The 23,105-nt window shown below is 37.1% G+C and carries 27 protein-coding genes; 1 reads left to right on the forward strand and 26 read right to left on the reverse strand.

Annotated elements, in window-relative coordinates; translation table 11 throughout:
- Positions 1-35: 35 nt before the first annotated feature.
- The 23 genes from QFZ31_RS33765 to QFZ31_RS05080 form a co-directional block, all read right to left on the reverse strand.
- Positions 36-620 (reverse strand): TetR/AcrR family transcriptional regulator, encoded by a 585-nt coding sequence (locus tag QFZ31_RS33765; RefSeq protein ID WP_373459899.1) that lies wholly within the window; start codon positions 618-620, stop codon positions 36-38.
- Between the two features lie 395 nt (positions 621-1,015).
- Positions 1,016-1,252 (reverse strand): tautomerase family protein, encoded by a 237-nt coding sequence (locus QFZ31_RS04975; RefSeq protein WP_307301392.1) that lies wholly within the window; start codon positions 1,250-1,252, stop codon positions 1,016-1,018.
- Positions 1,253-1,305: 53 nt separating this feature from the next.
- Positions 1,306-2,046, reverse strand: a complete 741-nt coding sequence (locus QFZ31_RS04980) for an SDR family NAD(P)-dependent oxidoreductase (RefSeq protein WP_307301394.1) — start codon at positions 2,044-2,046, stop codon at positions 1,306-1,308.
- Between the two features lie 93 nt (positions 2,047-2,139).
- Positions 2,140-2,802 (reverse strand): NAD(P)H:quinone oxidoreductase, encoded by a 663-nt coding sequence (gene wrbA / locus QFZ31_RS04985; protein WP_373459824.1) that lies wholly within the window; start codon positions 2,800-2,802, stop codon positions 2,140-2,142.
- Between the two features lie 454 nt (positions 2,803-3,256).
- Positions 3,257-3,796 carry an NAD(P)H-dependent oxidoreductase gene (locus QFZ31_RS04990; protein WP_307301397.1) on the reverse strand — a complete coding sequence of 180 codons (540 nt, stop codon included), beginning with the start codon at positions 3,794-3,796 and terminating at the stop codon, positions 3,257-3,259.
- Between the two features lie 70 nt (positions 3,797-3,866).
- A complete protein-coding gene (locus tag QFZ31_RS04995) occupies positions 3,867-4,190 on the reverse strand; it encodes an NIPSNAP family protein (protein ID WP_307301399.1) in 324 nt (107 codons plus the stop codon).
- Between the two features lie 271 nt (positions 4,191-4,461).
- The gene (locus tag QFZ31_RS05000) at positions 4,462-5,031 is read right to left on the reverse strand and encodes a TetR/AcrR family transcriptional regulator (protein WP_095249390.1); all 570 of its coding nucleotides are present in this window, start codon (positions 5,029-5,031) and stop codon (positions 4,462-4,464) included.
- Positions 5,032-5,341: 310 nt separating this feature from the next.
- A complete protein-coding gene (locus QFZ31_RS05005) occupies positions 5,342-6,154 on the reverse strand; it encodes an SDR family NAD(P)-dependent oxidoreductase (RefSeq protein ID WP_307301402.1) in 813 nt (270 codons plus the stop codon).
- A 148-nt stretch (positions 6,155-6,302) separates the two neighbouring features.
- Positions 6,303-7,481 carry an MFS transporter gene (locus QFZ31_RS05010; RefSeq protein ID WP_307301403.1) on the reverse strand — a complete coding sequence of 393 codons (1,179 nt, stop codon included), beginning with the start codon at positions 7,479-7,481 and terminating at the stop codon, positions 6,303-6,305.
- 133 nt (positions 7,482-7,614) lie between these two features.
- Positions 7,615-8,193, reverse strand: a complete 579-nt coding sequence (locus QFZ31_RS05015; protein ID WP_307301405.1) for a TetR/AcrR family transcriptional regulator — start codon at positions 8,191-8,193, stop codon at positions 7,615-7,617.
- Positions 8,194-8,268: 75 nt separating this feature from the next.
- Positions 8,269-9,387, reverse strand: coding sequence for a GerAB/ArcD/ProY family transporter (locus QFZ31_RS05020; protein WP_307301406.1), 1,119 nt, complete (start codon positions 9,385-9,387; stop codon positions 8,269-8,271).
- An 18-nt stretch (positions 9,388-9,405) separates the two neighbouring features.
- The gene (locus QFZ31_RS05025) at positions 9,406-10,482 is read right to left on the reverse strand and encodes a Ger(x)C family spore germination protein (protein WP_307301408.1); all 1,077 of its coding nucleotides are present in this window, start codon (positions 10,480-10,482) and stop codon (positions 9,406-9,408) included.
- Positions 10,469-11,962: a spore germination protein gene (locus tag QFZ31_RS05030; protein WP_307301410.1), complete on the reverse strand. Its 1,494-nt coding sequence runs from the start codon at positions 11,960-11,962 to the stop codon at positions 10,469-10,471. Before QFZ31_RS05030 ends, QFZ31_RS05025 begins: the two co-directional genes overlap by 14 nt.
- 190 nt (positions 11,963-12,152) lie before the next feature.
- Positions 12,153-12,701 carry an NADPH-dependent FMN reductase gene (locus QFZ31_RS05035; RefSeq protein ID WP_307301412.1) on the reverse strand — a complete coding sequence of 183 codons (549 nt, stop codon included), beginning with the start codon at positions 12,699-12,701 and terminating at the stop codon, positions 12,153-12,155.
- Between the two features lie 36 nt (positions 12,702-12,737).
- Positions 12,738-13,136: a MarR family winged helix-turn-helix transcriptional regulator gene (locus tag QFZ31_RS05040; RefSeq protein ID WP_307311381.1), complete on the reverse strand. Its 399-nt coding sequence runs from the start codon at positions 13,134-13,136 to the stop codon at positions 12,738-12,740.
- Positions 13,137-13,323: 187 nt separating this feature from the next.
- Entirely contained in the window at positions 13,324-13,677 is a 354-nt protein-coding gene (locus tag QFZ31_RS05045) for a hypothetical protein (protein ID WP_307301414.1), read from the reverse strand.
- A gap of 102 nt (positions 13,678-13,779) precedes the next feature.
- Entirely contained in the window at positions 13,780-14,838 is a 1,059-nt protein-coding gene (locus QFZ31_RS05050) for an LLM class flavin-dependent oxidoreductase (protein ID WP_307301416.1), read from the reverse strand.
- A 224-nt stretch (positions 14,839-15,062) separates the two neighbouring features.
- Complete coding sequence (locus tag QFZ31_RS05055) at positions 15,063-15,143, reverse strand: MarR family transcriptional regulator (RefSeq protein WP_307311383.1); 81 nt, start codon at positions 15,141-15,143, stop codon at positions 15,063-15,065.
- Positions 15,144-15,184: 41 nt separating this feature from the next.
- Positions 15,185-15,361 (reverse strand): hypothetical protein, encoded by a 177-nt coding sequence (locus tag QFZ31_RS05060; protein WP_307301417.1) that lies wholly within the window; start codon positions 15,359-15,361, stop codon positions 15,185-15,187.
- A gap of 443 nt (positions 15,362-15,804) precedes the next feature.
- Positions 15,805-16,059 carry an alpha/beta fold hydrolase gene (locus tag QFZ31_RS05065; RefSeq protein WP_307301418.1) on the reverse strand — a complete coding sequence of 85 codons (255 nt, stop codon included), beginning with the start codon at positions 16,057-16,059 and terminating at the stop codon, positions 15,805-15,807.
- A gap of 1,263 nt (positions 16,060-17,322) precedes the next feature.
- Positions 17,323-17,874, reverse strand: coding sequence for an NADPH-dependent FMN reductase (locus tag QFZ31_RS05070; RefSeq protein WP_307301420.1), 552 nt, complete (start codon positions 17,872-17,874; stop codon positions 17,323-17,325).
- Between the two features lie 30 nt (positions 17,875-17,904).
- Positions 17,905-18,351, reverse strand: a complete 447-nt coding sequence (locus tag QFZ31_RS05075) for a MarR family winged helix-turn-helix transcriptional regulator (protein WP_307301421.1) — start codon at positions 18,349-18,351, stop codon at positions 17,905-17,907.
- Between the two features lie 23 nt (positions 18,352-18,374).
- Positions 18,375-19,136: a pirin family protein gene (locus QFZ31_RS05080; RefSeq protein ID WP_307301423.1), complete on the reverse strand. Its 762-nt coding sequence runs from the start codon at positions 19,134-19,136 to the stop codon at positions 18,375-18,377.
- A 267-nt stretch (positions 19,137-19,403) separates the two neighbouring features.
- On the opposite strand from QFZ31_RS05080, the gene QFZ31_RS05085 reads away from it, so the two are divergent.
- On the forward strand, positions 19,404-20,366 hold the full coding sequence (locus QFZ31_RS05085; protein ID WP_307301425.1) for a DUF3231 family protein: 963 nt from the start codon (positions 19,404-19,406) through the stop codon (positions 20,364-20,366).
- Positions 20,367-20,561: 195 nt separating this feature from the next.
- Here the strand turns inward: QFZ31_RS05085 and QFZ31_RS05090 are convergent, their stop codons facing one another.
- The 3 genes from QFZ31_RS05090 to fabF form a co-directional block, all read right to left on the reverse strand.
- A complete protein-coding gene (locus tag QFZ31_RS05090; RefSeq protein ID WP_307301427.1) occupies positions 20,562-21,041 on the reverse strand; it encodes a glutathione peroxidase in 480 nt (159 codons plus the stop codon).
- Between the two features lie 224 nt (positions 21,042-21,265).
- Positions 21,266-21,709 carry a MarR family winged helix-turn-helix transcriptional regulator gene (locus QFZ31_RS05095; RefSeq protein WP_307301428.1) on the reverse strand — a complete coding sequence of 148 codons (444 nt, stop codon included), beginning with the start codon at positions 21,707-21,709 and terminating at the stop codon, positions 21,266-21,268.
- A 151-nt stretch (positions 21,710-21,860) separates the two neighbouring features.
- On the reverse strand, positions 21,861-23,102 hold the full coding sequence (fabF, locus tag QFZ31_RS05100; protein WP_307301429.1) for a beta-ketoacyl-ACP synthase II: 1,242 nt from the start codon (positions 23,100-23,102) through the stop codon (positions 21,861-21,863).
- Positions 23,103-23,105: the final 3 nt, after the last annotated feature.

Here is a 23,105-nt window from a genome sequence, read left to right on the forward strand (position 1 = left end):
CAATTGGTCTCTTTTAATTCAAAAAAATTAAATAATTAGAAAAGCATGCCTTTTATCTGCATGATAACCATCTCTAAAAATTGCTTATCCTTATACAATCTGCTGAGGGCCAATGCACCTTCTAGAGAAGAAAGAATGAACACCGCCATTTGTTCAGAATCAATATGTTTGTCAATTTCATTTTGACTCATTCCAAACTCAATAATGCCTTTAATAATATTTATTAAGCCCGCAAAGCCTTCTTTAATGGAATCTTCAATTAAAATATTGGAGTCATCAGCTTCAATGGCTGCATTCATTAAAGGACATCCACCCACTATGATGTCATTGTTAAACAATGTCATAAAAATAGTAATAAAAGCCTCAAGTTGCTCGTTTGCGGTCTCCTTGGATTTAATTGCTTGTAAATAATTTTCTTTTAGCGTCATTAACGAGTATGAAAACGAAGCTTTGGCTAAATCATCCTTACTATCAAAGTGGTAAAATATCCCTCCTTTTTTTAATCCGGTGGCCTTCATGATTTCAGTGATAGAGGTGGATTTATAGCCAATTGTGTTGAATAAAGATGATGATTGCTCAATAATAAATTTTTTCGTTCGTTCCCCTTTACAACGATATATTTTTTCTTAAAAAAATTTATGATGATGATCAATATACATAGTAAAGGGATGTATCCGTATAGAAGGATACCTGCTGTAACTGATAACAGAAAGTCGAGCCTCTCGATAATCTTTTGGCCCTTTAAAGGAATTTAACAAATAAACACAATAGTACATGTAATCCATAATGATGGCCTTGCTTTAAGACCGAACGATTTTTTTAAAATTCGTGTCCCTGCCCACAAAGCAAAATGTCCCCTTTATGTCATTATAAAGATGCCATTAGAAGCGCTTTAAATTTACTGCTGTCAAAATGGATTGCGGTGTTGATTAACTTGACAGCGCAGGCGAGCCTGCCGGAGAAGCTAGGCAGAACTTTCTGCTCTTACACCCCCGGCAAGCCTGCCATGATCACATTACTTCTTCTTATCGGCAAGCTGCTGGCGATACTCCAACACAGGCAGTCCGCCCCAACCCCAACTCTCGGTATCAACCTCTTCGATAACTACGAAGGTAGCTTCTAAGGGTTTGTTTAGCACATTGAGCAGTAGCTCGCTGGCCCCTTTAATGAGTGCAGCTTTTTCTTCCGTCGTGATAGACTGACGATCTGGTGTTGTGCCCTCACGGGTCACTTGAATCGTAACGATTGGCATGAATATTCTCCCCATTCTATTTGGATATGTTTTGTACCTGCTGCTACATTTGCTTAGTGACCAGCATTCTGTCCACCTCCATCAACATGAAGGATCTCACCAGTTACGAAGTTGGCTGAATCTAGATATAAAACTGCTTCGACAATTTCATGCGCCTCACCCATGCGTCCCATAGGATGCAGTTTAGCTAAAGCATCGTGTGTTTCAACAGGGTGCATAGGTGTTTTAATTACCCCTGGTGAGACTGCATTCACACGAATACCTCTTGAAGCATACTCAATTGCTAAGGATTTTGTTGCAGCTTTCAGACCGCCTTTCGTCAATGAGGCAAGTACGGAAGGAACGTTAACTGAAGGTTGGTCTACCAGACTCGTCGTGATGTTAAGGATGTGTCCCTTTCCTTGTTTCAGCATCTCATCCACCGCGCGTTGGGTAACGTGGAAGAAGCCGACGACATTCGTGGATAAATATGTTGTAAAGTTCTCTTCTGTATACTCCGTAAATGGTTTAGACATAAAGATTCCGGCATTATTTATTAGAGTGTCGATGCGTCCATAGTGAGCTAAACCTTCGTCGATTAGACGCTGCGCGATCTTAGGATCTGCAATATCACCAGCAACAAAACGAACTTGTTTTCCTGTAGGATCGATTTCTTTTACAGCCTCAGCCAATGCTTGTTCATTGCGTCCATTAAGAACTACATTCGCTCCTCGATTCACCATCTCAATCGCTATAGCTTTCCCAAGACCGCTGCTTCCGCCAGTTATTATTACTACTTTTCCTTGAATACCCATGTGTTATGCCTCCTTGTATTTCATAATTTATAGAAAATAAATTAACCGTAATGAATCGCCTACATGTATGATCTTGTTATGTGATAGTTAATATTATTGTCCTAAACCGTTTTTCACTGCTTTAGCAACCGATACGGTGCGTTTTGCTTGGTGTTCAACAGCAGCGCGCACGTCTTCTTTCATCGCTCCATTTTGATCCACTGTTACACTTGTACCGTATGGATTCCCTCCGGCAACAAATACCGATGGATCAGTAAATCCGGGAGCTGCCACAATCGCACCCCAGTGGTACATAGATGTGTACAGCTGAAGTATCGTTTGTTCCTGTCCAGCATTCGGATTTTGAGCGGAAGTCATGGCACTCACGACTTTATTCACCGTTTTGCCTTGGGCCCAAAGACCACCTGTCGTATCGATGAACTGTTTCATTTGAGCTGGAAGATTACCGTATCGAGTGGGCATACTAAAGATGATCGCATCCGCCCATTCCAAGTCTGCCAAAGATACGGTAGGGATTTGTTTGGTTGCTTCTAGATGAGCTTTCCAAGATGGACTGCCATCAATAACAGATTCTGGCGCAGTTTCTGGTACCTTTAGAATTTTTACATCTGCCCCAGCTTGAAGACCTCCTTCCGCTGCCCATTGAGCCAATTGAAAGTTAGTTCCGTTCGAACTGTAATAGATGACTGCTAAATTTACTTTTGATGCTGACATTTGTGTCGTCTCCTTTTTAAATAGTTTTTGAAATATGCTCATGAATATCGCTCCAAACATTTTTAGTCATTGCGGCTTACATTTTTTCAAACAAGGTATTGAAGTCGTTAGTGATCCCGCTTGCTCCTGCTTTTTGGCCAAATGCATCTACATCTCCGATGTTGATATCCTCTTCGAAATAAGAAGTATTGATTTTCTCTATTAATCACTCTTCTTTCTTGTCCTCTAGAGCTATAGTAATTAATTGATGGGATAAAGACGTATTGGGTGTATATTTTTACTATATCCATAAAAATTTAAGTACATAATGAGCACCGATTCGTAATACTGCCTCATTCTTGCTTTGAATTGAGGAACCTCGCCTAATCGGCCAATCATGACCTGCCGATAATCTTCACCTTTAAGACGAATACCATAGCGGTTAACAAGCTCTTTGTTACCATACGAAACAAGGGGCAACTATTATCCATATAAACATCAATCATCAAGTTTTTCATTAACCAATCACCACTGGCTTTACAGTTTTAATATGATGGATGTAATCAATTCTACTTTGTGCCAATCGCTCATCGGAAAGGTTAGATGCATCATTCAGCGTAAAGTGAGGCAGATAAGAAGCACTGATAAAATGAGCAGTCACTTCAATCGGACGCAATATTTCTTGCAGTGTAAAACGATTGGACCCAGTTGCTTGATACGATTCTTCAGAACCATATGTCGAGACTGCTACGCCAATTTCCTTACCTGCTGTTTTACTGCCATCTGGCCCATAAGCCCAACCGTATTGTAATACGGAATCGAACCATTTTTTTAGTAATGCAGGCGTGCTGTACCAAAAGAGTGGAAATTGGAAAATAATCCGATCATGTGCCTCAACCATCTGCTGCTCTTTAGAAACATCGATATTTTCATCTGGGTAAGCCTTATATAACTCATGAATTGTAACATCACTTTGCTTTTGCAATTCCTCCATCCATCCTTTATTCACGCGGGATTCTTCAATGTTCGGGTGAGTCACAATTACTAATGTTTTCATTTTATTTGCTCCATTTCATAGTTATTTTTTAAGTTTTTTTCTAATTTAAGGACAGTTTTCCAGCATGATTTCATTTATTCTCGAAAAATGATACGTTTTTCATAAATATACTTTCTTGTTTGTTCACTAATGGTCCATCAAGTTCTGTAATTCTTTTTAATTCTATCCATTCAGGATCGTTGCGGAAACGATCATAGTTGAGGTTACGCATTTCCATATTGGAATGCTCGACAACATAATAAAGACGGTTATTTGCCTCATCATTCTCTTCCCAAAATAGCGTCACTTTCATATCATGCTTCATAAATAAGTCGATAACATAATCTTTGAACCTGTCTTGTATTGCCCGCATCTTGCCAGGATTCACATCATATACTCGCAGTTCATACAACATCACTTCACCTCATCTATTTTGTAAAATGTTTCGTCACTATTTTTGACCTATTAGTAGGTAGATTTTATTTTTGAAAAAATATCCACCTTCTTTTTAGGTTAAAGCGGATATTAATGCTTCAGCAATCCTGTCAAACCTGCTCAAATCCCGAGAACTTCTTGCAATTAATTGCGCACCTGATCACTCCCTTCTAAATATTTCTTTTTCCAACTAAATTTTATCTATCTACTAAAAGGTAGATTTATATTCAAAAAAATATCCGCCTTCTTTTTTAAGTTAAAGCGGATATTAATCTTTCGGCTATCAAATCAAATCTATTTAAATCCCGAAAGCTTCTTGCTAGTAATTGCGCACCTTGAAGCGAAGCAAGGAATTGATGGGCTTGCACATCCGCGGCACCTTCAAAGTTTAGATGCCCTTCACGCCGCCCCTGATCCAACACACGTTCCAACCATTCTAAATTGGCGGTGAATAACTGAGCTATCCCTTCTCGTGTTTGACCTGATAAAGTAGCCAGGTCAGTTGAAAGCATGACCCCCATGCAAGTACAATAATTTTGAACAGGGCCACCGTAAAGCATAATGAATTTGCGCAGTTTTTCCAAATTGTTCTGTGTCTCAGTATCGATTTGAGCGATTGCAGAAATAAAATTTTTGTGATACCGTGCAATCAGCGCTTCTCCCAGATCCTCCTTATTCGGGAAATAGTAATGAATACTTGCAGTACGTATCCCAACTTTTTTTGCAATGTGTGCATAACTGAATCCGTTAAACCCAAACTCCTGCACGATCGACTGAGCAGTATCCAAAATAGTTTCTGCTGTATTCTTATTTTTGTTCATGGTGTCATTCTATCTTCTAATAGATAGTTTGTCAACATAGTTATTCACTCCCGCTCGTCCACTACAGGAGCAACCCCTGCTTCTTGATGTGGAACAGTAGTGTCATCAATGGCTTTTCTAAATGCAAGTTGCACAGATTCCCATCCGCATCTCTACGGTCATAATCATACACCCGGTAGGTTGTGTCAGAGCTTTGCTGGGTTTCTAATACAAGTGTGCCCTTACATAATGAACTTAATGTCAATTGGTTAAGAACCGCTGCAATCGTGCGTCTGTTTGCCAGAAAACATGATTTTTTAGATCAGCAGACTTAATCCGCATCCAACGATAACTTTTCCCATGCAGCAATTTCTTCAATCCTTTTGGCAAATGAGTCACGAATACTATAGGATGCGAAAGACCCAACCGGAAAATGAATCGGAGGATTCTCACTGTTGATCATTTCAATAATAGCCTTTACACCTTTAGCCGGATCGCCTATTTTCATGGAAGAAACACCCTGGTTATATGCTTCATATACAGATGCATATTCAGGCTTTCTCTCGGTTTGTTGTAGCGCATGACCAAAAAATTCAGTTGCATATACGCTTGGCTCAACAATTGTAGTCTTAATGCCAAATCCTGCAAGCTCGACTGCCATTGATTTCGAAAAACCTTCTACAGCAAATTTGGTTGCTGCGTAGATGCTGTACGGCGGAATTGACCAAGTTCCCAAAAAGGATGATATATTGACGTAGTGTCCTGACTTTTGCTTCTTAAAGACAGGGAGGGTAGCGCGAATAACATCCAGCATTCCAAAGACGTTGACATCAAATTGTTTTCTAATTTGATCATCTGTATATTCTTCAAGCATTCCAAAAAGGCCGTAACCTGCATTGTTTACTACAATATCGATCCTTCCAAATATTTCAATGGATTCTTGGACTGCTGATTGGATTTGGTCCCTATTGGTGACATCCAATGCAACGATATGGACATTGTCAGGTGATTTCAACTTAAAATCAGCAATTGCTTCTATATTACGCGCAGTTGCGATAATTTTATTATCTGTTTGGAGTAACTGCTCCACAAATTGTCGACCGAATCCCGTTGAAGTTCCTGTTATAAACCATACTTTACTCATAATTTTTCCCCCTATTTTTTAAAAAAACTTTCAAAGAAATTTAAACAGCTTCTTTTATTCACTAAAATTCAAAAGCTTATAGGGAATCTCTCCCAAAGCATCAAAGTTTAAAGAAATTTTGTATTCATTCGTTATTTATATTAGATTGTTACTGGGCTGTTTCTTTAGAATAGTAACGATTAAATTTCACAGAATAAATCAACACATAGATAACGATAAGTGAGGCAAACAAATTTAGCACAATCAACGAAAAGTTCAAATTAAAAAATTGAGTCAATACTCCGACACCAACCACCGGAACAATAAATCCGGAGTAGGCGCATAAATAAAATGCCGAAATTACTCGCGGACGTTCTTCCGGCTTCGGCAACTGGCTGGCAAACCTTAAAGTAACTTGAAACGTCCATCCGGCGCCAATTCCTTGAATACATATGCCAGCCCAGAGCAAAAATAAACTCGCTGTTTGACCAGAAAGAACAATAACCCACGATCCAATGATAAGAAACAGGATTCCTATACGCATCCGTGTAACGGGATTACGCGGCCAAGGAAAGAACTGCATCAAGGCCCCCCCGCCTAGAAGCACCAGAATTAACAACCCGGGAATAGAGAGATTGTCGGTGTGAATAACGTTCTTGGCGAAAGAAGGAATAAGAGAAAATACAATTCCGCCTAACGTGAAAAGAGTAAAGATCGGAAGTCCGATAAAAGACCAAAAATGGGAACGAATATTGTCGGGAACACCGAGCGAAATCTTAGTTTTTGCCGGTTTCTGAGCTTGGGAATCTTCGTGCTTCGGTAACATTTCCAGAAATATTAATGAACTCAATAACATGACGAGCAGAAACCAATATGGCAAACGAAGTGGCTGAAAATGCACATATTGCACGATTAAACCTGAAATGGCTGGGCCCAGGCCAAAACCAAAGTTTACCGTTACTCCTGATAACTTGACTGCCGTACTCACTTTATCATGAGAGGTTTGTTTTAATAAAAAGGCGCTGGCAGCACCCGTAAAAGCGCCATAAGCGATGCCTTCCAAAATCCTTGCCGCATAGAGCATCCAGACGTTGAAACTCCCTAGAAAGAGCAACGTCGACACGATAGAAATCCATATACTAAAGCGAAGAACCCTTTTCAATCCCCAGGCATTCCCTCTGGCTCCCACAACAAACAATGTCGGCAGCAGGATAGCGGCATAAACGGCAAACAAAATGGTGATTTCCAGACTGCTCAGCCGATAATACTCACTGTACAAAGGAAATAACGATGAAATAAAGGTAGCTCCACACGACATCATAAGAACAACCCATAGCATTCTTTTCATTACGATTCCTACTTTCTCGAATTTTTCAAATCTCATTAAATAATATTAATATATACAATTAGGTATAAATAACTCTCCTAAAAAAGAGACTGAACGGTCTCTTTTTGCTCAAAAAAAAGAATAAAAAATAGAATTAGAAAAGAATAGCATTTACCTGCATGATAACCATGTCTAAATATCGTTTATCCTTATACAATCTGCTGAGTGCCAATGCACCTTCCAGAGAAGAAAGAATTAACACCGCCATTTGTTCAGAATCAACATGTTTATCAATTTCATTTTGACTCTTTCCTAACTCAATAATGCCTTTGATAATATTTATTAAGCCACCAAAGCCTTCTTTAATGGAATCTTCGATCAAAATATTTGAATCATCAGCTTCAATGGCAGCATTCATTAAAGGGCATCCACCTACTATGATTTCATTGTTCCACAACGTTATAACCATAGCAGTAAAAGCCTGAAATTGCTCGCTTGCGGTCTCCTTGGAGTTAATCGCTTGTAAATAATTTTCCTTTAGTGTCATTAACGAGTAGGAAAACGAAGCTTTGGCTAAATCATCCTTACTATCAAAGTGGTAAAAGATCCCTCCCTTTTTCAATCCGGTGGCCTTCATGATTTCAGCGATAGAAGTGGATTTATAGCCAATTGTATTGAATAAAGACGATGATTGCTCAATAATAAATTTTTTCGTTCGTTCCCCTTTATTCACCTTTCAACCCTCCTTTTATAAAAAAGACCAATTGTTCTTTTTTATTTAATACTATTAATACCGTTTTTGTCAATACTAATGTTTCCCTTTAATTTTAACCATATGTTTTTTCTTAAAAAAATTAATGATGAGTATCAAAATAAATAGGAAAGGGATGTAGCCATAAAGCAGGATTCCTCCTGTAACGGATAACAGAAAGTCGAGCTTCTCTATAATTTTTTGCCCCTTTAAAGGAATTAAACATATAAACACAATCGTACTTGTAATCCATAATGACGGTCTAGCTTTGAAACCGAATGTTTTTCTTAATATTCGTGTCCCTGCCCATAAGGGGACACAGCATCGGGCTACAATAATTAAGAACCAATTATATACATAGATGGAATCAAATCTTTCGAGGAACGGTAGTTGAATGATTTTGGACAGTATTAGGGTCGGCCAAATCGTATGCTCTAACTGTTGAATGTTAAAGTAGGAAAAAGATACTAAAGTTATAAATAAATATAAAATCGTGGTATGTACATTACTAATATGGGCCCACTTTTGTGATTTTTCGTTGTTTTTTATAAAAGGGTAGAGTAAAAGCAAAAATTCTACTCCACTGAATAACGTCAACGAATGGAAGGCGGATTCGGCATAATCATTGAATTGATGGTTAAAAAGCGGGAGGAAATTAGTCCAATGCGCATATTTTAAAGGAACAGAGAGCGATAAAAGTAATAAGGAAGGAATAATGATACAAAAAAAGCAAACACCAGCCACCACTCTAAGTCCACCGGAAACAAGATAAATACAAATCATTAAAATCATAAGCGAAAATATCCAAATCTTTGTATTTGGAAAAACCCAAACATGTAAAACTTCTACATACAAACGAATTTCAGTTATGAGAAATAAGAGTATATAGCCATAAAAACCAAGAGTCAGACATTTGCCCAACCATTTTCCAAACAATTGTTGGTGTAAGGAGATAACATCCCCTTCATTCGCATTTTTCAGCACAAAAAACATGATCCAAGTAATAAAATGCATACTTATTCCTACTAATAATAGAGAGACCCACGAATCCTGTTCTGCTCCGGTAATGATATATCTTTGAAAACTTAGCATAGCAATCCCCACTTGTGTGCCATGAAGTAGAAACCAAAGAAGATATGGAGATAATGTTAAACTTTCTTTTACATGATTTCCCATTCATTACTCACCCGCCATTTATTCACCTATGCCTGATTTAGTTAGTTGAAGATTTAGATCAACATCAAATGCTATATTTGAATATTCTTCTTTATAAAATTGATTCTCATTCCAATCCCTGCTATATGCTCTTACTAAATCCCCTGTGCCTAAAGGGTCCACCTTCTCATCCTTGAATTTATTTAATAACAGCACCAAGTCCGTTTGGAGCTGCTTTTTTAAATGTACAAGTGATTTATTCATTTCTACTTGTGTTCCTTGTGGATATTCCTTTACCATTCCATTTAATGTCAGGTGGTAGGTTACCTTTGTTTCGTTTTTATCTTTTGAGACCGTCTTGTTCCCCTTTCCATATTGAATAGAGAATAGGGCTGTACTTTTACCCTTTTTATCATTAATTGTATAGGGTATATCCCCTTGAATAAATTTACCTTGTAGCAATTTGTACAACATCATTTCTTCCCTATTAATTACTATTTTCAACCGATCATCTTTAAATATTCCGAACCCGATTATTTCAGTTTCCCCGTTTTTATTAAATCGAATATACGGAACCGAGAAATCTCTTCCTTCCCCATAAAAGTCAAACAGTACCGTCGAGAGATTGGAATGGGGGATGTTACCTGATTGCATATTTTGTTCAATCATATAATATGGAAGATTTTCACGACCTTTATCTTTTAAACCTTTTGAAACAGAAGCAATGGATTCCTCCGTAACAACAATATATAAATAGTTACTTATGAGAGGATCTTTACAAATGGTAAGTAAAAAGTGCGATAACCCCTCTTTAGCTACCTCTTTGCTAAACATAATCATCCTCAATTTTGCAATATCGATCCGTTTGGTAGATTGATTATTCATTTTATTTAAAATCAGCTTAATTTGCTTTGAATTTCCCTGGAGAAAGCTTATTTTTCCACCCTTTTGACTAAGATCGGAGTACAATGCTGTACCCGTATAACCTGACTTATTTTTATCAAATCCCAAAGTTGTCAAAATGTGTAATTGATCTACTACCCTTTCATTGCTGCAACTAGTTAGAACCAGCACCAACAAAAAGAGAAGAAGTAGCATTCGTTTAACTCTCCTCATGATTAATATCCTCCACGTCTTCGCTGGGTACATATCGTTTAAATGACAATGGCTTTAAAGATTTGTTCCTTTTATTTATATATTGAAATGATGAACGGATAAAGCTGTCCGCAAAATTCCCTTTTCGAAAAGGGAATAAGGGCACCAAATAAGGAGTCCCTAAAGATTTCAGCCTCAATAAATGCCCCATAAGTAATAAGACTCCTGCAACAATCCCTAGTCCCCCCCAGATGGCTGCGAGAATAATAAAGGGAAACCGTAAGACCCGAATGGTGTTAGCCATTTTAAAAATAGGAGTTGTAAATGAGGCGAGTGCTGATAAAGCGACAATGATAAGCAATATACTACTGGTAAGCGCTGCTTCAACGGTAGCCTGCCCAATGACAATCCCCCCCACGATCCCTAATGTTTGACCAATTTTGGCAGGCAACCGAGCACCTGCCTCACGCAACAATTCAATGGTTATTTCCAAAAAGATAACTTCCATTACTGGAGGAAATGGAACATTTGCCCTCGAAATGACAAGAGGCTCAAGTAATTTTTCCGGAATCACTTCAAAATGATAGGTAAGAACAGCAACATAGATCGAGGTTGCAAATATCGAAAAAATAACACTACAAATTCGAGCAATACGAAAAAATGACCCGAGTATCCATGGTAATAAATAATCCTCCGGCGAAATAAAAAAATCCAAAATGGTAGACGGACCTGAGATTACATAAGGAGAGCCATCGGATAAAACGGCTACTTGTCCCAATGTAATTGAATACGTAATACGATCGATTCTTTCCGATGATGTAAAAAGCGGGAAAATCGTATTGGAGTTATCTGAAATGATTTGATCTAGCATTGACGAATCATAAACAACATCTAAATTAATATTATTGAGCCTCTGTTTCACAGTTTGGACTTGTCTAGGATTCGTTACTCCATCTAAATAGGCAATAGCTACCCTAGTGTTAGAGACAGTTCCAATCGTTATTTCTTCAATAACTAAATTGGAAACTGCAACTAGTTGCCTTAAAAGATGAATGTTTATATCGAGATTTTCTACAAAGCCAACTTTGGGTCCAACTACACTAAATTCATTCTCTGTATCATTATTCTTTCGATGACCCATTTGACCATTATTGACATTTACGAGTATAAAGTCATTTTCAACATTCTTTAGCTGTATGATCACAAATCCCTTTATAAGTTTGTTTTCAACATTTTGGGTATCATTGGTTACTTTGATTTCATCAAAAGGAAGGATATTTTTGATATCTTCCAATTCGTTAATCTTTTCTATATTCTTTTGAATTTCCTGTATAAGATATCGATTTATTTTATCTTCGTTTATTAATGATTTATAATAACTAATCTCTATTTTTCCAACGGGAGAAAATTGATGAAAGTCACTGGATTTACAGGCTTTCGCCATAATATCTTTCAATGACTTTTGTGCCGTTTTATTAGAGTGTGGTTTAAACCATCCCATATCGTTGGTCCCTTCACTAAAAGATAAGACAACACCATTATTTTCTCGGTGTTTCAAAAATCTATACTTTAAGTTTGGAAATTAGCTGAATGTCAGTGCTAATATACAATGCAAATAAAAAACGAATATCAAACACTACTTTTAGGTAGTATCTGATATTCGAATTCAGTTCAATATATGATCTTTGTTATTATCTTAAGGTTTTTAATGCCCCGCTCCAAGCAACAACTTGGTCAAGCATTTCATTTACATTATTAAGGTGCAAGTCAGCTGGTTTAAATGTAGTATAGTTTTCAAAGTCGGTAAATAAGGACAATGTAGGGTGTACACGGACATCTGCAATCATTAATTCACCCATGATTCCTCGTAAATGTTCAGCTGCACGAGCACCACCAGTTGAACCATAACTCACGATACCTGCTGCTTTGTTATTCCACGCTTCACGAGCGAAATCAAGTGCATTTTTTAAGGATCCTGTTATACTGTGATTGTATTCCTGAACGATAAATATGAATCCATCCAAACTATTCAGTTTTTCGTTCCAGGCTGCAATTCCTGGTTCAGTCCCATCAGTTGTTCCTAAAAAAGGTAATTGATAATCAGCAATATCTACGATTTCATAGTTTGCATCTCCTCGTTTGTCAGCAATTCCTTTCACCCATTCTCCCACTTGCGGGCTAACTCGCCCTTCCCTTGTACTACCTAAAATAATTCCAATATTTAATTTCGCATTTGTCATTGTTTCTTCCCCCTGTAACTGTATAGTTTTTTAAATTTATTTATCCAAACTTTGTGCACCCATTCCAATTCTCTTTAATAAATCAATTAGCTGTTCTTTTTCATCATTCGAGACAAATGATAAATTTTGAGAAATGGTTGCAACGTGTTTGGGGAAAATCTCGTCAAATAGTGCTCTTCCTACTTCTGTCAGGACCACATTAGAAGCCCTTCTATCATTAGGGTTTGGTTGTCTTTCCACAAGCCCTTTCTTTTCTAACTTATCAACAACATACGTGATACTTCCACTAGGAATCGAGAATATCTCACTAATTTTTTGGACAGGATGAGGACCTTTACTGTAAAGCAATTCAAGAATCATAAAATTTTCATTACTAATTTTATGACTTTCAATATCTTTCTGAATATTTTCAACAACAGCTTTGGAAGCCTTCATCCAAACACGTAACAATCTCAAATCCAGATTACTTTAATCTTGCATCACCGAACCTCCTTTTAAAATTAAGGTTATCTTGGTTTTCTGTATAAAGGATAATCAACTTCAGTTGGAATCTCTATTAGCAGCATCCGAAGTTCTTCACCTTTAGGCTGAATGGTAAAGCTTTCAACTTTCTCTGACTGAATTATAAAGAAATCCTTGTTCTCAAATGAAACTCCAATCCATCAATCACACCACCATTACCTCTAATAGATAAACCAGCTAGTGTCCGATTAGGTGAAAGAGCAAACTTATAGGTTGCACCATTTCCAATTTCAACATCGTACAGTTTGGCATCTATCACGAGATTGATTGGTGAATGCTCACCTAATATTGTCTTAACCATTACACCGTTTTCTGAAGTGAGTGGGAAATCTTCATGCACGTATTTTGAGTAAGTGGATTTGCCGACAATTTTTGGGACAATGTTTTTGACTTCCGACACGTGAGCACTGCTTCTGGTGCACACTTTTTTTATGGCTAGCGGAAATTTTCCCATTGACACATAGTTCCCCTTATTTTGATGTCTGAGGGGAACTTTGTGTCATATCAATTTAAATTATCATATTGATTCTAAAGGATTTGTCGACCGTTATTATTATTAGAAAATTCTTTCTTCAGATCCCCATCTTGCGACCTCTTCTCGAACCCGCGGTGCGACTTCCTTACCCAATAGTTCAATGGATTTCATAACATCCTCATGTGGCATGGTTCCAGTAGGTAAATGTAGGAAAAATCGTGAAAAGCCTAAATGTTTGCGCATGTAAATAATTTTGTTGGCCACCGTTTCGGGATCGCCTACGTAGAATGCGCCTTCTAAGCTGCATGCAGCATCGAATTGTGAACGGCTATAATGTCCCCAGCCACGCTCTTTACCAAATAAATTAAAAGATGCCTGAGTAGGAGGGAAATACTTGTCGACCGCAAGCGAGGTACTCTCCGCAACGAACCCGAGTGAGTGTATGGCTATCGGTAATTTCGATGCATCATGTCCTGCACGAGTAGCAGCGTTCTTATAGAGCTGCACGAGCGGAGCAAATTGCAAGGGACTCCCGCCAATGATCGCCAAAACAAGAGGCAGTCCAAGTACCCCTGCTCTTATTACCGATTCCGCATTACCCCCACTGCCAACCCACACGGGTAAAGGGTTCTGAACCGGACGCGGATAAACACCCAGATTCGTAAAGGCAGGTCGATGCCCTCCTTTCCAGGTTACCTTCTCCGACTCCCTTAATTTTAATAATAGTTCCAATTTTTCCTCGTAAAGCTCATCATAGTCTTTTAAATCATAACCAAACAATGGAAACGCATCAACCATAGAGCCTCGACCCGCGATAATCTCAGCACGTCCATTTGAAATACCATCGAGCGTGGCAAATTGCTGAAACAAACGTACTGGATCAACAGCAGAGAGCACGGTAACCGAACTGGTTAAGCGTATCCTTTTGGTCATGGGCGCTGCTGCAGCCAGCACAACGGCAGTAGCGGAATCCCCAAATTCCTTACGATGATGCTCGCCGACCCCAAATATATCCAACCCAACCTGATCAGCAAGGACGATTTCTTCAACAACCTGCCGCAATCGCTCCGCATGACTTATCGTCTTGCCCGTTTTAACATCCGGTGTTGTTTCGACAAACGTATCTACACCTATTTCCATTTTCAAATCCCCCTAAATACAAAATTAAAGTAAAATCCTTCTTTCAGAAAGAATCCGACACATCATTTTTGGCATTGCCTCATGATTCTTGGTACCATACCCGATTTTCTTCAGCACGTGAATAAGTTCGAGCTTCTCCTCATCCGTCGCGAAGGACAAATTGTCGGAGATCATTTAAACATGCTTTGGGAAGATATTATCGAAGTTACGTAGTCCTTCCTCGGTCAATCCACATTTGTTTTACGTCGATCACCCGGGATGGGGAGCCGTTCCACATACCCCTTCTTCTCCAGCTTATCGACCACGTAGGTGTTACTCCCGCTGGGAATCGAGAAAGTATCGCTAATTATCTGGATGGAATGCGAATATTGTAAAGAAACTCGAGAATTCGGAAGGTTTCCATACTGGGCCCATAGCTGTCAATGGCACTTGCTAAACTCGCGTACAGCACTTTCATCGAGTTATTAATTACGCGTATCAGTCTTAAATCAAGAGCCTTATCCTCAGCGTCGCGTTCAGCCATTCAAAAGCCACCCCTATCTCCGTTTCATACACACCCTTTAAAATCCTCTCTTTTTATCCTAAAGTTATTTATCTTGATTTAAAATGGCCTATATTTAGGATAAATATATCCTAACATTAGGCTATAATTTGTGTCAACAAAAAAAACAACCCAATTTATGGTTACTGAGTTGTTGTGTAGTCATCTACTATACATAATTGTTTTTTAAACTAATCTCCCCGTTCAGTGGCATAAGAAAAAAACTCCCAAAGTGACATCTGAAATCTTTCCATTTCTAATTGATCACGATTTATCTGAGAATTTTCTTTAGCATTTTCATCACCCATAAAATAGTTAGTAACTTAATTATATTAAAAAAGACTCTAGGCAAATCCATTTTTAATTGGATTTGTCTAGAGTCTGAGATGACTCAATAAATGAGTCATCTTAACTTTATCAATCATTTACTCTAAATCATTATTTAAAAATGCCGCAACATGTACTGCAAACATTTTTGGATATTGAAATAAGAAACCATGACCTGAGTCTGGATAAATGATCAGTTGAGCATTTTCAATTTTTTGTGACAAAATAAATGAATTTATTGTTGGAGCCATGATATGATTTTGACCATTCATAACCAGTATAGGTTGCTTGATTTCACCTAGGCGTGAGATTAATGAATCTTCTCCCCCTTTTTTTTGTAGTGCTGTTGCCATAAACGATTCTTGTTTAACTAGGGGAGAACGATCCTTGTGTCAATTTTGAAGACGTTTAAGGTATTCTTTTCCTTTAGCTTGACTCGTTTCAGTTGGCTCGAAGAATAAATATAAGAGATCGCCACGCGTTCGGGACCGACATCCAGCACAGATATGCGGCATACCCTTCCGTTAGATTCCATCCGAAGTGCAATTCTTATTCCATTTTCACAAAAAAGGTTACTTCACCAACAGCAGATAACAAATGGGACTAACGCAACCCGTTCGCTCGCATCCATAGGAGGCAGGCAGATGACCATCACGATGGTCGATATTTCGAGACGTCGAAGGGAGTTCCAACTTGGCCCGGCGACCCGCCATTCTATCTGAAGAAATCTGCAAATTTTGTCAATTAAAACAAAAACCGGGCATAGCCCGGTTCTTGTTTGTTTAACGATTATTCGGACAGCTTGCAGTAATAAGACTATGTCAACAAACTGAAATGTATTTCTTCCATTTTAATTATCTGGTAATAGTCGAACCCCCGTCTATTCTTCTGCTTAGAAGTACGGGTATATGGCATTGGCGTATACCTGTGAACCTTTTTGGTTCGGATGGCCAATGGAAGCCCGCATGCAGACTCGAAGTCCATATCGGTTCAGCCTGCTTCTGTATATTAAACGAGACGTTCTGCGCTATTAAATCTTGTGGTTATAAATTCTCGGAACTAGAAGCGTCCTTCCATTAAAACTATCGATTCCGCTTCTTTAAATAAGAAGCCCTGTCCATAAACGAACAATATTACTGATTTTTATTACATTCTTATTGTTATAGGATTATCCTTTTCCTTGGAGACAAGACAAAAAGCATACCTCATTACAGGGAAATGCTCCAATAACTTTAAACTATTCAATTAAACATTATGTGTTTGTGCTCCCTTATCCCACAAAAAAGAGTTTCTTTATACTTCCACCAACCGAACGTCCAAGCAACTTGGTACATTATTGTTTTTATCACCGTTGCAAACAAGGCGACAGGCGTATATCTACGACGAGCAGAGTTGTTTAAAAAGATTAAAGAAAGCCAGGATAATAAAAAGAATGGCCATAAAACAGTTTTATATTATATATGAAGTCTCCTTTTAGACCATTAATGCACCTGTTTGTTTAAGTAAAACGTCAATCTTTTGATTGAGTAAACTGACACTGTAAATAAAAAACGAATATCAAACACTACTTTTAAGTAGTATCTGATATTCGAATTACATTTCAATATGATAATTGATTATTTTCTTAAGGTTTTTAATGCCCCGCTCCAAGCAACAACTTGGTCAAGCATTTCATTTACATTATTAAGGTGCAAGTCAGCTGGTTTAAATGTAGTATAGTTTTCAAAGTCGGTAAATAAGGACAATGTAGGGTGTACACGGACATCTGCAATCATTAATTCACCCATGATTCCTCGTAAATGTTCAGCTGCACGAGCACCACCAGTTGAACCATAACTCACGATACCTGCTGCTTTGTTATTCCACGCTTCACGAGCGAAATCAAGTGCATTTTTTAAGGCTCCTGTTATACTGTGATTGTATTCCTGAACGATAAATACGAATCCATCCAAGCTGTTAAGTTTTTCGTTCCAAGCTGCAATTCCTGGTTCAGTCCCATCAGTTGTTCCTAAAAAAGGTAATTGATAATCAGAAATATCTACGATTTCATAGTTTGCATCTCCTCGTTTGTCCGCAATTCCTTTCACCCATTCTCCCACTTGCGGGCTAACTCGCCCTTCCCTTGTACTACCTAAAATAATTCCAATATTTAATTTCTGATTAGTCATTGTTTCTTCCTCCTGTATCGTTTTTTAAATTTATTTATCCAAACTCTGTGCACCCATTCCAATTCTCTTTAATAAATCAATTAGCAGTTCTTTTTCATCATTTGAGACAAATGATAAATTTTGAGAAATGGTTGCAACGTGTTTGGGGAAAATCTCGTCAAATAGAGCTCTTCCTTCTTCTGTTAGGACCACATTAGAAGCCCTTCTGTCATTAGGGTTTGGTTGTCTTTCCACAAGCCCTTTCTTTTCTAACTTATCAACAACATATGTGATACTTCCACTAGGAATAGAGAGTATTTCACTAATTTTTTGGACAGGATGAGGACCTTTACTGTAAAGCAATTCAAGAATCATAAAATTTTCATTACTAATTTTATGACTTTCAATATCTCTCTGAATATTTTCAACAACAGCTTTGGAAGCCTTCATCCAAACACGTAACAATCTCAAATCCAGATTACTCTGATCTTGCATCACCGAACCTCCTTTTAAAATTAAGGTTATCTTGGTTTTCTGTATAAAGGATAATCAACTTCAGTTGGAATCTCTATTAGCAGCATTCGTAGATTTTCACCTTTAGGCTGAATGGTAAAACCTTCACCTATCTCTGACTGAAGTATAATGAAATCCTTATTCTCAAATGAAACCTCTAATTCATCAATCACACCACCATTCCCCCTAATAGATAAACCAGCTAGCGTTCGATTAGGTGAAAGTACATACTTATAGGTTGCACCATTTTCAATTTCAACATCGTACATTTTGGCATCTGTCACGAGTTTGATTGGTGAATGTTCACCTAATATCGTCTTAACGATTACACCGCTTTCTGAATTGAGTGGAAAATCTTCATGCTCGTATTTTGAGTAAGTGGGTGTTTGCTTTATAGCTTTGCTTAAATGCGGCTCAAACCAAATTTGGAACGCTTCTGACGGTTCGAGAAGAGTTTCGGCATGGTGTACACCTGAGCCAGCTTGCATCACTTGAACACCACCAGCACCTACTTCGCTAATTGTACCAAGCGTATCTTGGTGACGACCTCTCCCTTTAATGAAGTAGCCTAATATCTCAAAACCCTGATGAGGATGTAGGCCAATACCACCTTCGCCTTCAGATTTTCCCCATCCCCAGTAAAACAATGGACCAAGACGATTAATGACTGAACCTTCACCAGAAAAGCCAATGGGTTTTTGTGCGATTATTTTACCGCCATCAAACTGCTCCAATGCCTGATCCTGTGGTTTAATAACCTTAATTTCCAATTTAATCCCTCCTTTATGTTAATGTCCCTTTATCCTAATATTATTTATCTCGAAATAATTCATCCTAATGTTAGTGTAAATATATCCTAACATTAGGGTATATTTTATGTCAACAAAAAAACAATTCATTTTATGGTTATTGAGTTGTTGTGTAGTTTTCATACCATGTATGATTGTTTTTTATTCAACTAACCTCACCAGAAATGAATAATTAACATTTTTATTAACAGACTATAAAGAAGATAAATTAGTGGAGGGGCCTTTAAGATGAATGTAAACGAATTAGGCTTTCTTTGGTACCTAAAATCAAATTCAAATATGGTCAATATTTTTTTGAAAAATCTTATTGATACTGCTGAAGATAATGATTTGAGGAATACTTTAAATGAGATTAAAACACTATCAACATTTCAAGAACAAGAGGCTATACAATTATTGTCTGAAAATGGCTTTAAAGATGCCCCGTTTTTCAGTGAAAATGATTTATATTGCTCTTCAGCAAAGTTGTTTTCTGATCAATTAATTATAGAGATTCTTAAGCACATAACTAGTAATGGACTTCGTGTACTTGCTTTTCAATATTCTGACTTAACCGATTATAAGGTTAAGAATTTTTTTAGAGAAATACTCTATAAGATTACAGAAATTGATAATTCTCTTTTAAAATTGCTAGATAATAAAGGTTTATTACAAAATAGGTCATTTTCTTACAAAAAAGCTGAGGAAAGAGAAGGCACATTTTTTAAAGTTGTATCAACTCAGCAAAGGCCACTAAATGCTGTTGAATTAGCAAGCATGTTCGGTTCATTTCAATGTAATAATGTTGGTGTAGCCCTATGTACTGCTTTTTCAGATGTTGTTAAGGATGAAGACACAAAGAGGTTTTTGCAAGATGGGACCAAGTTGGCTATTAAACAAGCTACTACTTTATCCGACATATTTAGAGAAAACGGAGTTCCAACAACAACCGGCTTAGAGGCACACGTTTATAAGGTGAGTGAATCTCCATTTTCAGATAAACTAATGGCTAATTTAATAATGTTCCTGAATCCAATAGGAATCGCTAATTTACAAACAGCTGTTGTATCTAGTTATAAAAAAAGTCACGTAAAAATACTAAAGGAACTAATCGAACAGGTAGAAAACTTTTCAGAGAAAGGGTTTAAGTTATTAGTAAGGAAAGACTGGTTTAATGAGCCACCGATAACTAATAGGTCAAATAATAATTAATATTACAAAATTAGAAATGTTTAGGATTTACAATGAGCTCATAAATTTTGGCCCCATTCAAAAGTATTAAAAGGATGCAATGTTGATATGAAATCTGAAATGAAAAGTATCAGTCGAATATTTACAAAAAAAGGTAGGGTACGAGAGGTTGATAAACAACCTTCATATCCTACCTCTTTCATACTTTTTTAATTTTTAGATTAACCCATTTAAATCTTTTACTATTAATGAAACTTTATCTTTTGGTGCATAACGTTTTAAAACTTTACCGTTACGGTCTACAAGGAATTTTGTGAAATTCCATTTAATTTGTTCAGATCCAAGTAAACCTTTCGCTTCTTTCTTTAAATAGTCAAAAATGGGTGCAGTATTTGGACCATTAACTTCTACTTTATCAAATAATTGGAATGTTACTCCATAGTTGATTTGACAAAAGCTTTCAATATCTTCATTTGTTCCTTTTTCGCCACTACCAAATTGATTACAAGGGAAACCTAAAATCTCTAATCCACTATCTTTGTATTTAAGATGTAAATCTTGAAGCTCTTTATATTGATCTGTAAAAATACATTTACTAGCTGTATTTACAATTAACATTACTTTCCCTTTGTAATCCGCCATTGATTTTTCTACGCCTCTATTTGTTTTTACTTTATAATCATAAACTGTTGTCATTTTTATTTCCTCCAATTTGATTAAATATTGTAATGAATCGGGACGATATTTTAATTATCTGTTCCCTATGACAACAATATACTACACTATTTCATAGCGGTCAATTAAATAGTACACTATATAAAATGGTAAATAATTTCATTTTGTTAGTTGAGGCTTTTTAGCCAAAAAAAATATCTAAGAAAACATGGAATCTATCTATGTTCTCTTAGATTATCTTATATCTATCGTGCGATATCATAAGCTTTTTGCAATAATTCTTTTGATTTGTCCAGGAAACCAAAATAGCTCTCTTCCGTCTTACAAATCTTCTCGAAAATTGAAATCGATACATCTTTTAATTCGTTCTGTAATGCTGCTCCTTTATCTGTCAAACCTATTTCAACCCTTCTTTCATCTTCAGCAGAACGTTTTCGATAGACCAAATTCGCTGCTTCAAGTCTTTTTAATAAAGGGGTTAATGTGGCAGAATCTAGATAAAGGCGTTCTCCCAGTTCAGTAACCGTGCAAATTTTCTTTTCCCAAAGTAAAACTAGTACCAAATATTGTGGATAGGTTATGTTAAATTTACTTAGAATGGGCCTATAAATACGTGTAATCTCGCGAGATGCAGCGTATATATTAAAACATAGCATGTCTTCTAATGTCGTGACTTCTCTGTTAGTCATGTTAGTAATCTCCTTTTCAATTACAGTGTTACTGTATTTAGTTTACCTTATTTTAAGGTTGAGTATAACTAAATAGTGCACTATTTCATAGGAAAGTATTGCTTAAACGTTAAAAGATGACTCAATTATTGAGTCATCTTAAATTTCTCAGTCATTTACTCTCATTAAATTTCTTAAATACTAAAACAGCATTATGACCTCCAAAACCAAATCCATTGGAAAGTGCGTAATTTACTTCCGTATGAATTGGATTGTTAGGTACATAATCAAGATCACATTCCTCATCAGCATGTTCATAATTAATGGTTGCAGGAATCAAATTGTCTGAAATGCTTTTAAGGGTGATAATGGCTTCAACTCCGCCTGCTGCACCGAATAAATGTCCTGTCATTGATTTTGTTGAACTGACTTTTAGCTTGTAAGCATGTTCTCCAAATACATTTTTAATTGCTTTTGTCTCTGATTTATCGCCTTCTGGTGTACTCGTACCATGTGCATTTATATAATCAATGGCGGTTGTTTCTATGTTCGCCATTTCAATCGCTAGCTTCATTGCTCGAACCGCACCATTATAATCTGGTGAAGTAATATGATAAGAATCTGTGGTAGATCCATACCCAATAATTTCTCCCAATATGGTTGCTCCTCTATTTTTCGCATGTTCATATTCCTCAAGTAACAAAATTCCAGAACCTTCAGACATAACAAAACCGTCTCTTGTCTTATCGAATGGTCGACTCGCTGTAATTGGTGAATCATTATTCGTTGACATGGCTTTCATTTTAGAGAAACCTGCGAATGATAATGGATTGATCGACGCTTCTGTTCCACCGGCTAAAATGGCATCAGAATATCCATGTCGGATATTTAAAAATGCTTCACCAATCGCATGATTACCTGTTGCACAAGCGGATACAGGTGAAAAACTTGTACCTCTAAATCCCGTTTTAATTGATACAATACCCACAGCCATATTTATGATCATCATCGGTGCCATAAATGGAGATACTTTCCTAGAGCCTTTTTCTAAAAGGGTTTGATGATTCTCTAGAACGGTATCTATTCCTCCTATTCCTGAACCAATGTACACTCCAAGGCGATTTTCATCTTCATTATTAACGTTTAATCCAGATTGATCTAACGCTTGTTTTGCAGCTGCATAGGCATATTGGACAAATTTATCAAACTTACTTAACTCTTTTTTATCTAAATAATTTTCAGGTGAAAAATCATCAATTCTTCCACCAATTTTAGTAGTTATGTCTTCAAAACCTTCAAATTCAATCTTTTTAATGCCAGATTTTGAGTTCTTTATGTTATTCCAAAATGTCGCGACATCATTTCCTAATGGTGTGATGGCACCATAACCTGTAATAACGACTCTACGATTCATATA

It is taken from the genome of Neobacillus niacini (assembly GCF_030817595.1).
Taxonomy (GTDB): Bacteria; Bacillota; Bacilli; order Bacillales; family Cytobacillaceae; genus Neobacillus; species Neobacillus niacini_G.

Coding starts and splice junctions, on each gene's coding strand:
- wrbA (WP_373459824.1), bottom strand. CDS start 2,802: ATGAGCATATTTCAAAAACTATTTAAAAAGGAGACGACACAAATGTCA.
- QFZ31_RS04995 (WP_307301399.1), bottom strand. CDS start 4,190: ATGTTGTATGAACTGCGAGTATATGATGTGAATCCTGGCAAGATGCGG.
- QFZ31_RS05010 (WP_307301403.1), bottom strand. CDS start 7,481: ATGAAAAGAATGCTATGGGTTGTTCTTATGATGTCGTGTGGAGCTACC.
- QFZ31_RS04975 (WP_307301392.1), bottom strand. CDS start 1,252: ATGCCAATCGTTACGATTCAAGTGACCCGTGAGGGCACAACACCAGAT.
- QFZ31_RS05060 (WP_307301417.1), bottom strand. CDS start 15,361: ATGGCTGAACGCGACGCTGAGGATAAGGCTCTTGATTTAAGACTGATA.
- QFZ31_RS05020 (WP_307301406.1), bottom strand. CDS start 9,387: ATGGGAAATCATGTAAAAGAAAGTTTAACATTATCTCCATATCTTCTT.
- QFZ31_RS04990 (WP_307301397.1), bottom strand. CDS start 3,796: ATGAAAACATTAGTAATTGTGACTCACCCGAACATTGAAGAATCCCGC.
- QFZ31_RS05090 (WP_307301427.1), bottom strand. CDS start 21,041: ATGACAACAGTTTATGATTATAAAGTAAAAACAAATAGAGGCGTAGAA.
- QFZ31_RS05045 (WP_307301414.1), bottom strand. CDS start 13,677: ATGGGAAAATTTCCGCTAGCCATAAAAAAAGTGTGCACCAGAAGCAGT.
- QFZ31_RS05030 (WP_307301410.1), bottom strand. CDS start 11,962: ATGGGATGGTTTAAACCACACTCTAATAAAACGGCACAAAAGTCATTG.
- QFZ31_RS05070 (WP_307301420.1), bottom strand. CDS start 17,874: ATGACTAATCAGAAATTAAATATTGGAATTATTTTAGGTAGTACAAGG.
- QFZ31_RS05085 (WP_307301425.1), top strand. CDS start 19,404: ATGAATGTAAACGAATTAGGCTTTCTTTGGTACCTAAAATCAAATTCA.
- QFZ31_RS05035 (WP_307301412.1), bottom strand. CDS start 12,701: ATGACAAATGCGAAATTAAATATTGGAATTATTTTAGGTAGTACAAGG.
- QFZ31_RS04980 (WP_307301394.1), bottom strand. CDS start 2,046: ATGGGTATTCAAGGAAAAGTAGTAATAATAACTGGCGGAAGCAGCGGT.
- QFZ31_RS05050 (WP_307301416.1), bottom strand. CDS start 14,838: ATGGAAATAGGTGTAGATACGTTTGTCGAAACAACACCGGATGTTAAA.
- QFZ31_RS05040 (WP_307311381.1), bottom strand. CDS start 13,136: ATGAAGGCTTCCAAAGCTGTTGTTGAAAATATTCAGAAAGATATTGAA.
- QFZ31_RS05025 (WP_307301408.1), bottom strand. CDS start 10,482: ATGAGGAGAGTTAAACGAATGCTACTTCTTCTCTTTTTGTTGGTGCTG.
- QFZ31_RS05005 (WP_307301402.1), bottom strand. CDS start 6,154: ATGAGTAAAGTATGGTTTATAACAGGAACTTCAACGGGATTCGGTCGA.
- QFZ31_RS05065 (WP_307301418.1), bottom strand. CDS start 16,059: ATGGCAACAGCACTACAAAAAAAAGGGGGAGAAGATTCATTAATCTCA.
- fabF (WP_307301429.1), bottom strand. CDS start 23,102: ATGAATCGTAGAGTCGTTATTACAGGTTATGGTGCCATCACACCATTA.
- QFZ31_RS05000 (WP_095249390.1), bottom strand. CDS start 5,031: ATGAACAAAAATAAGAATACAGCAGAAACTATTTTGGATACTGCTCAG.
- QFZ31_RS05095 (WP_307301428.1), bottom strand. CDS start 21,709: ATGACTAACAGAGAAGTCACGACATTAGAAGACATGCTATGTTTTAAT.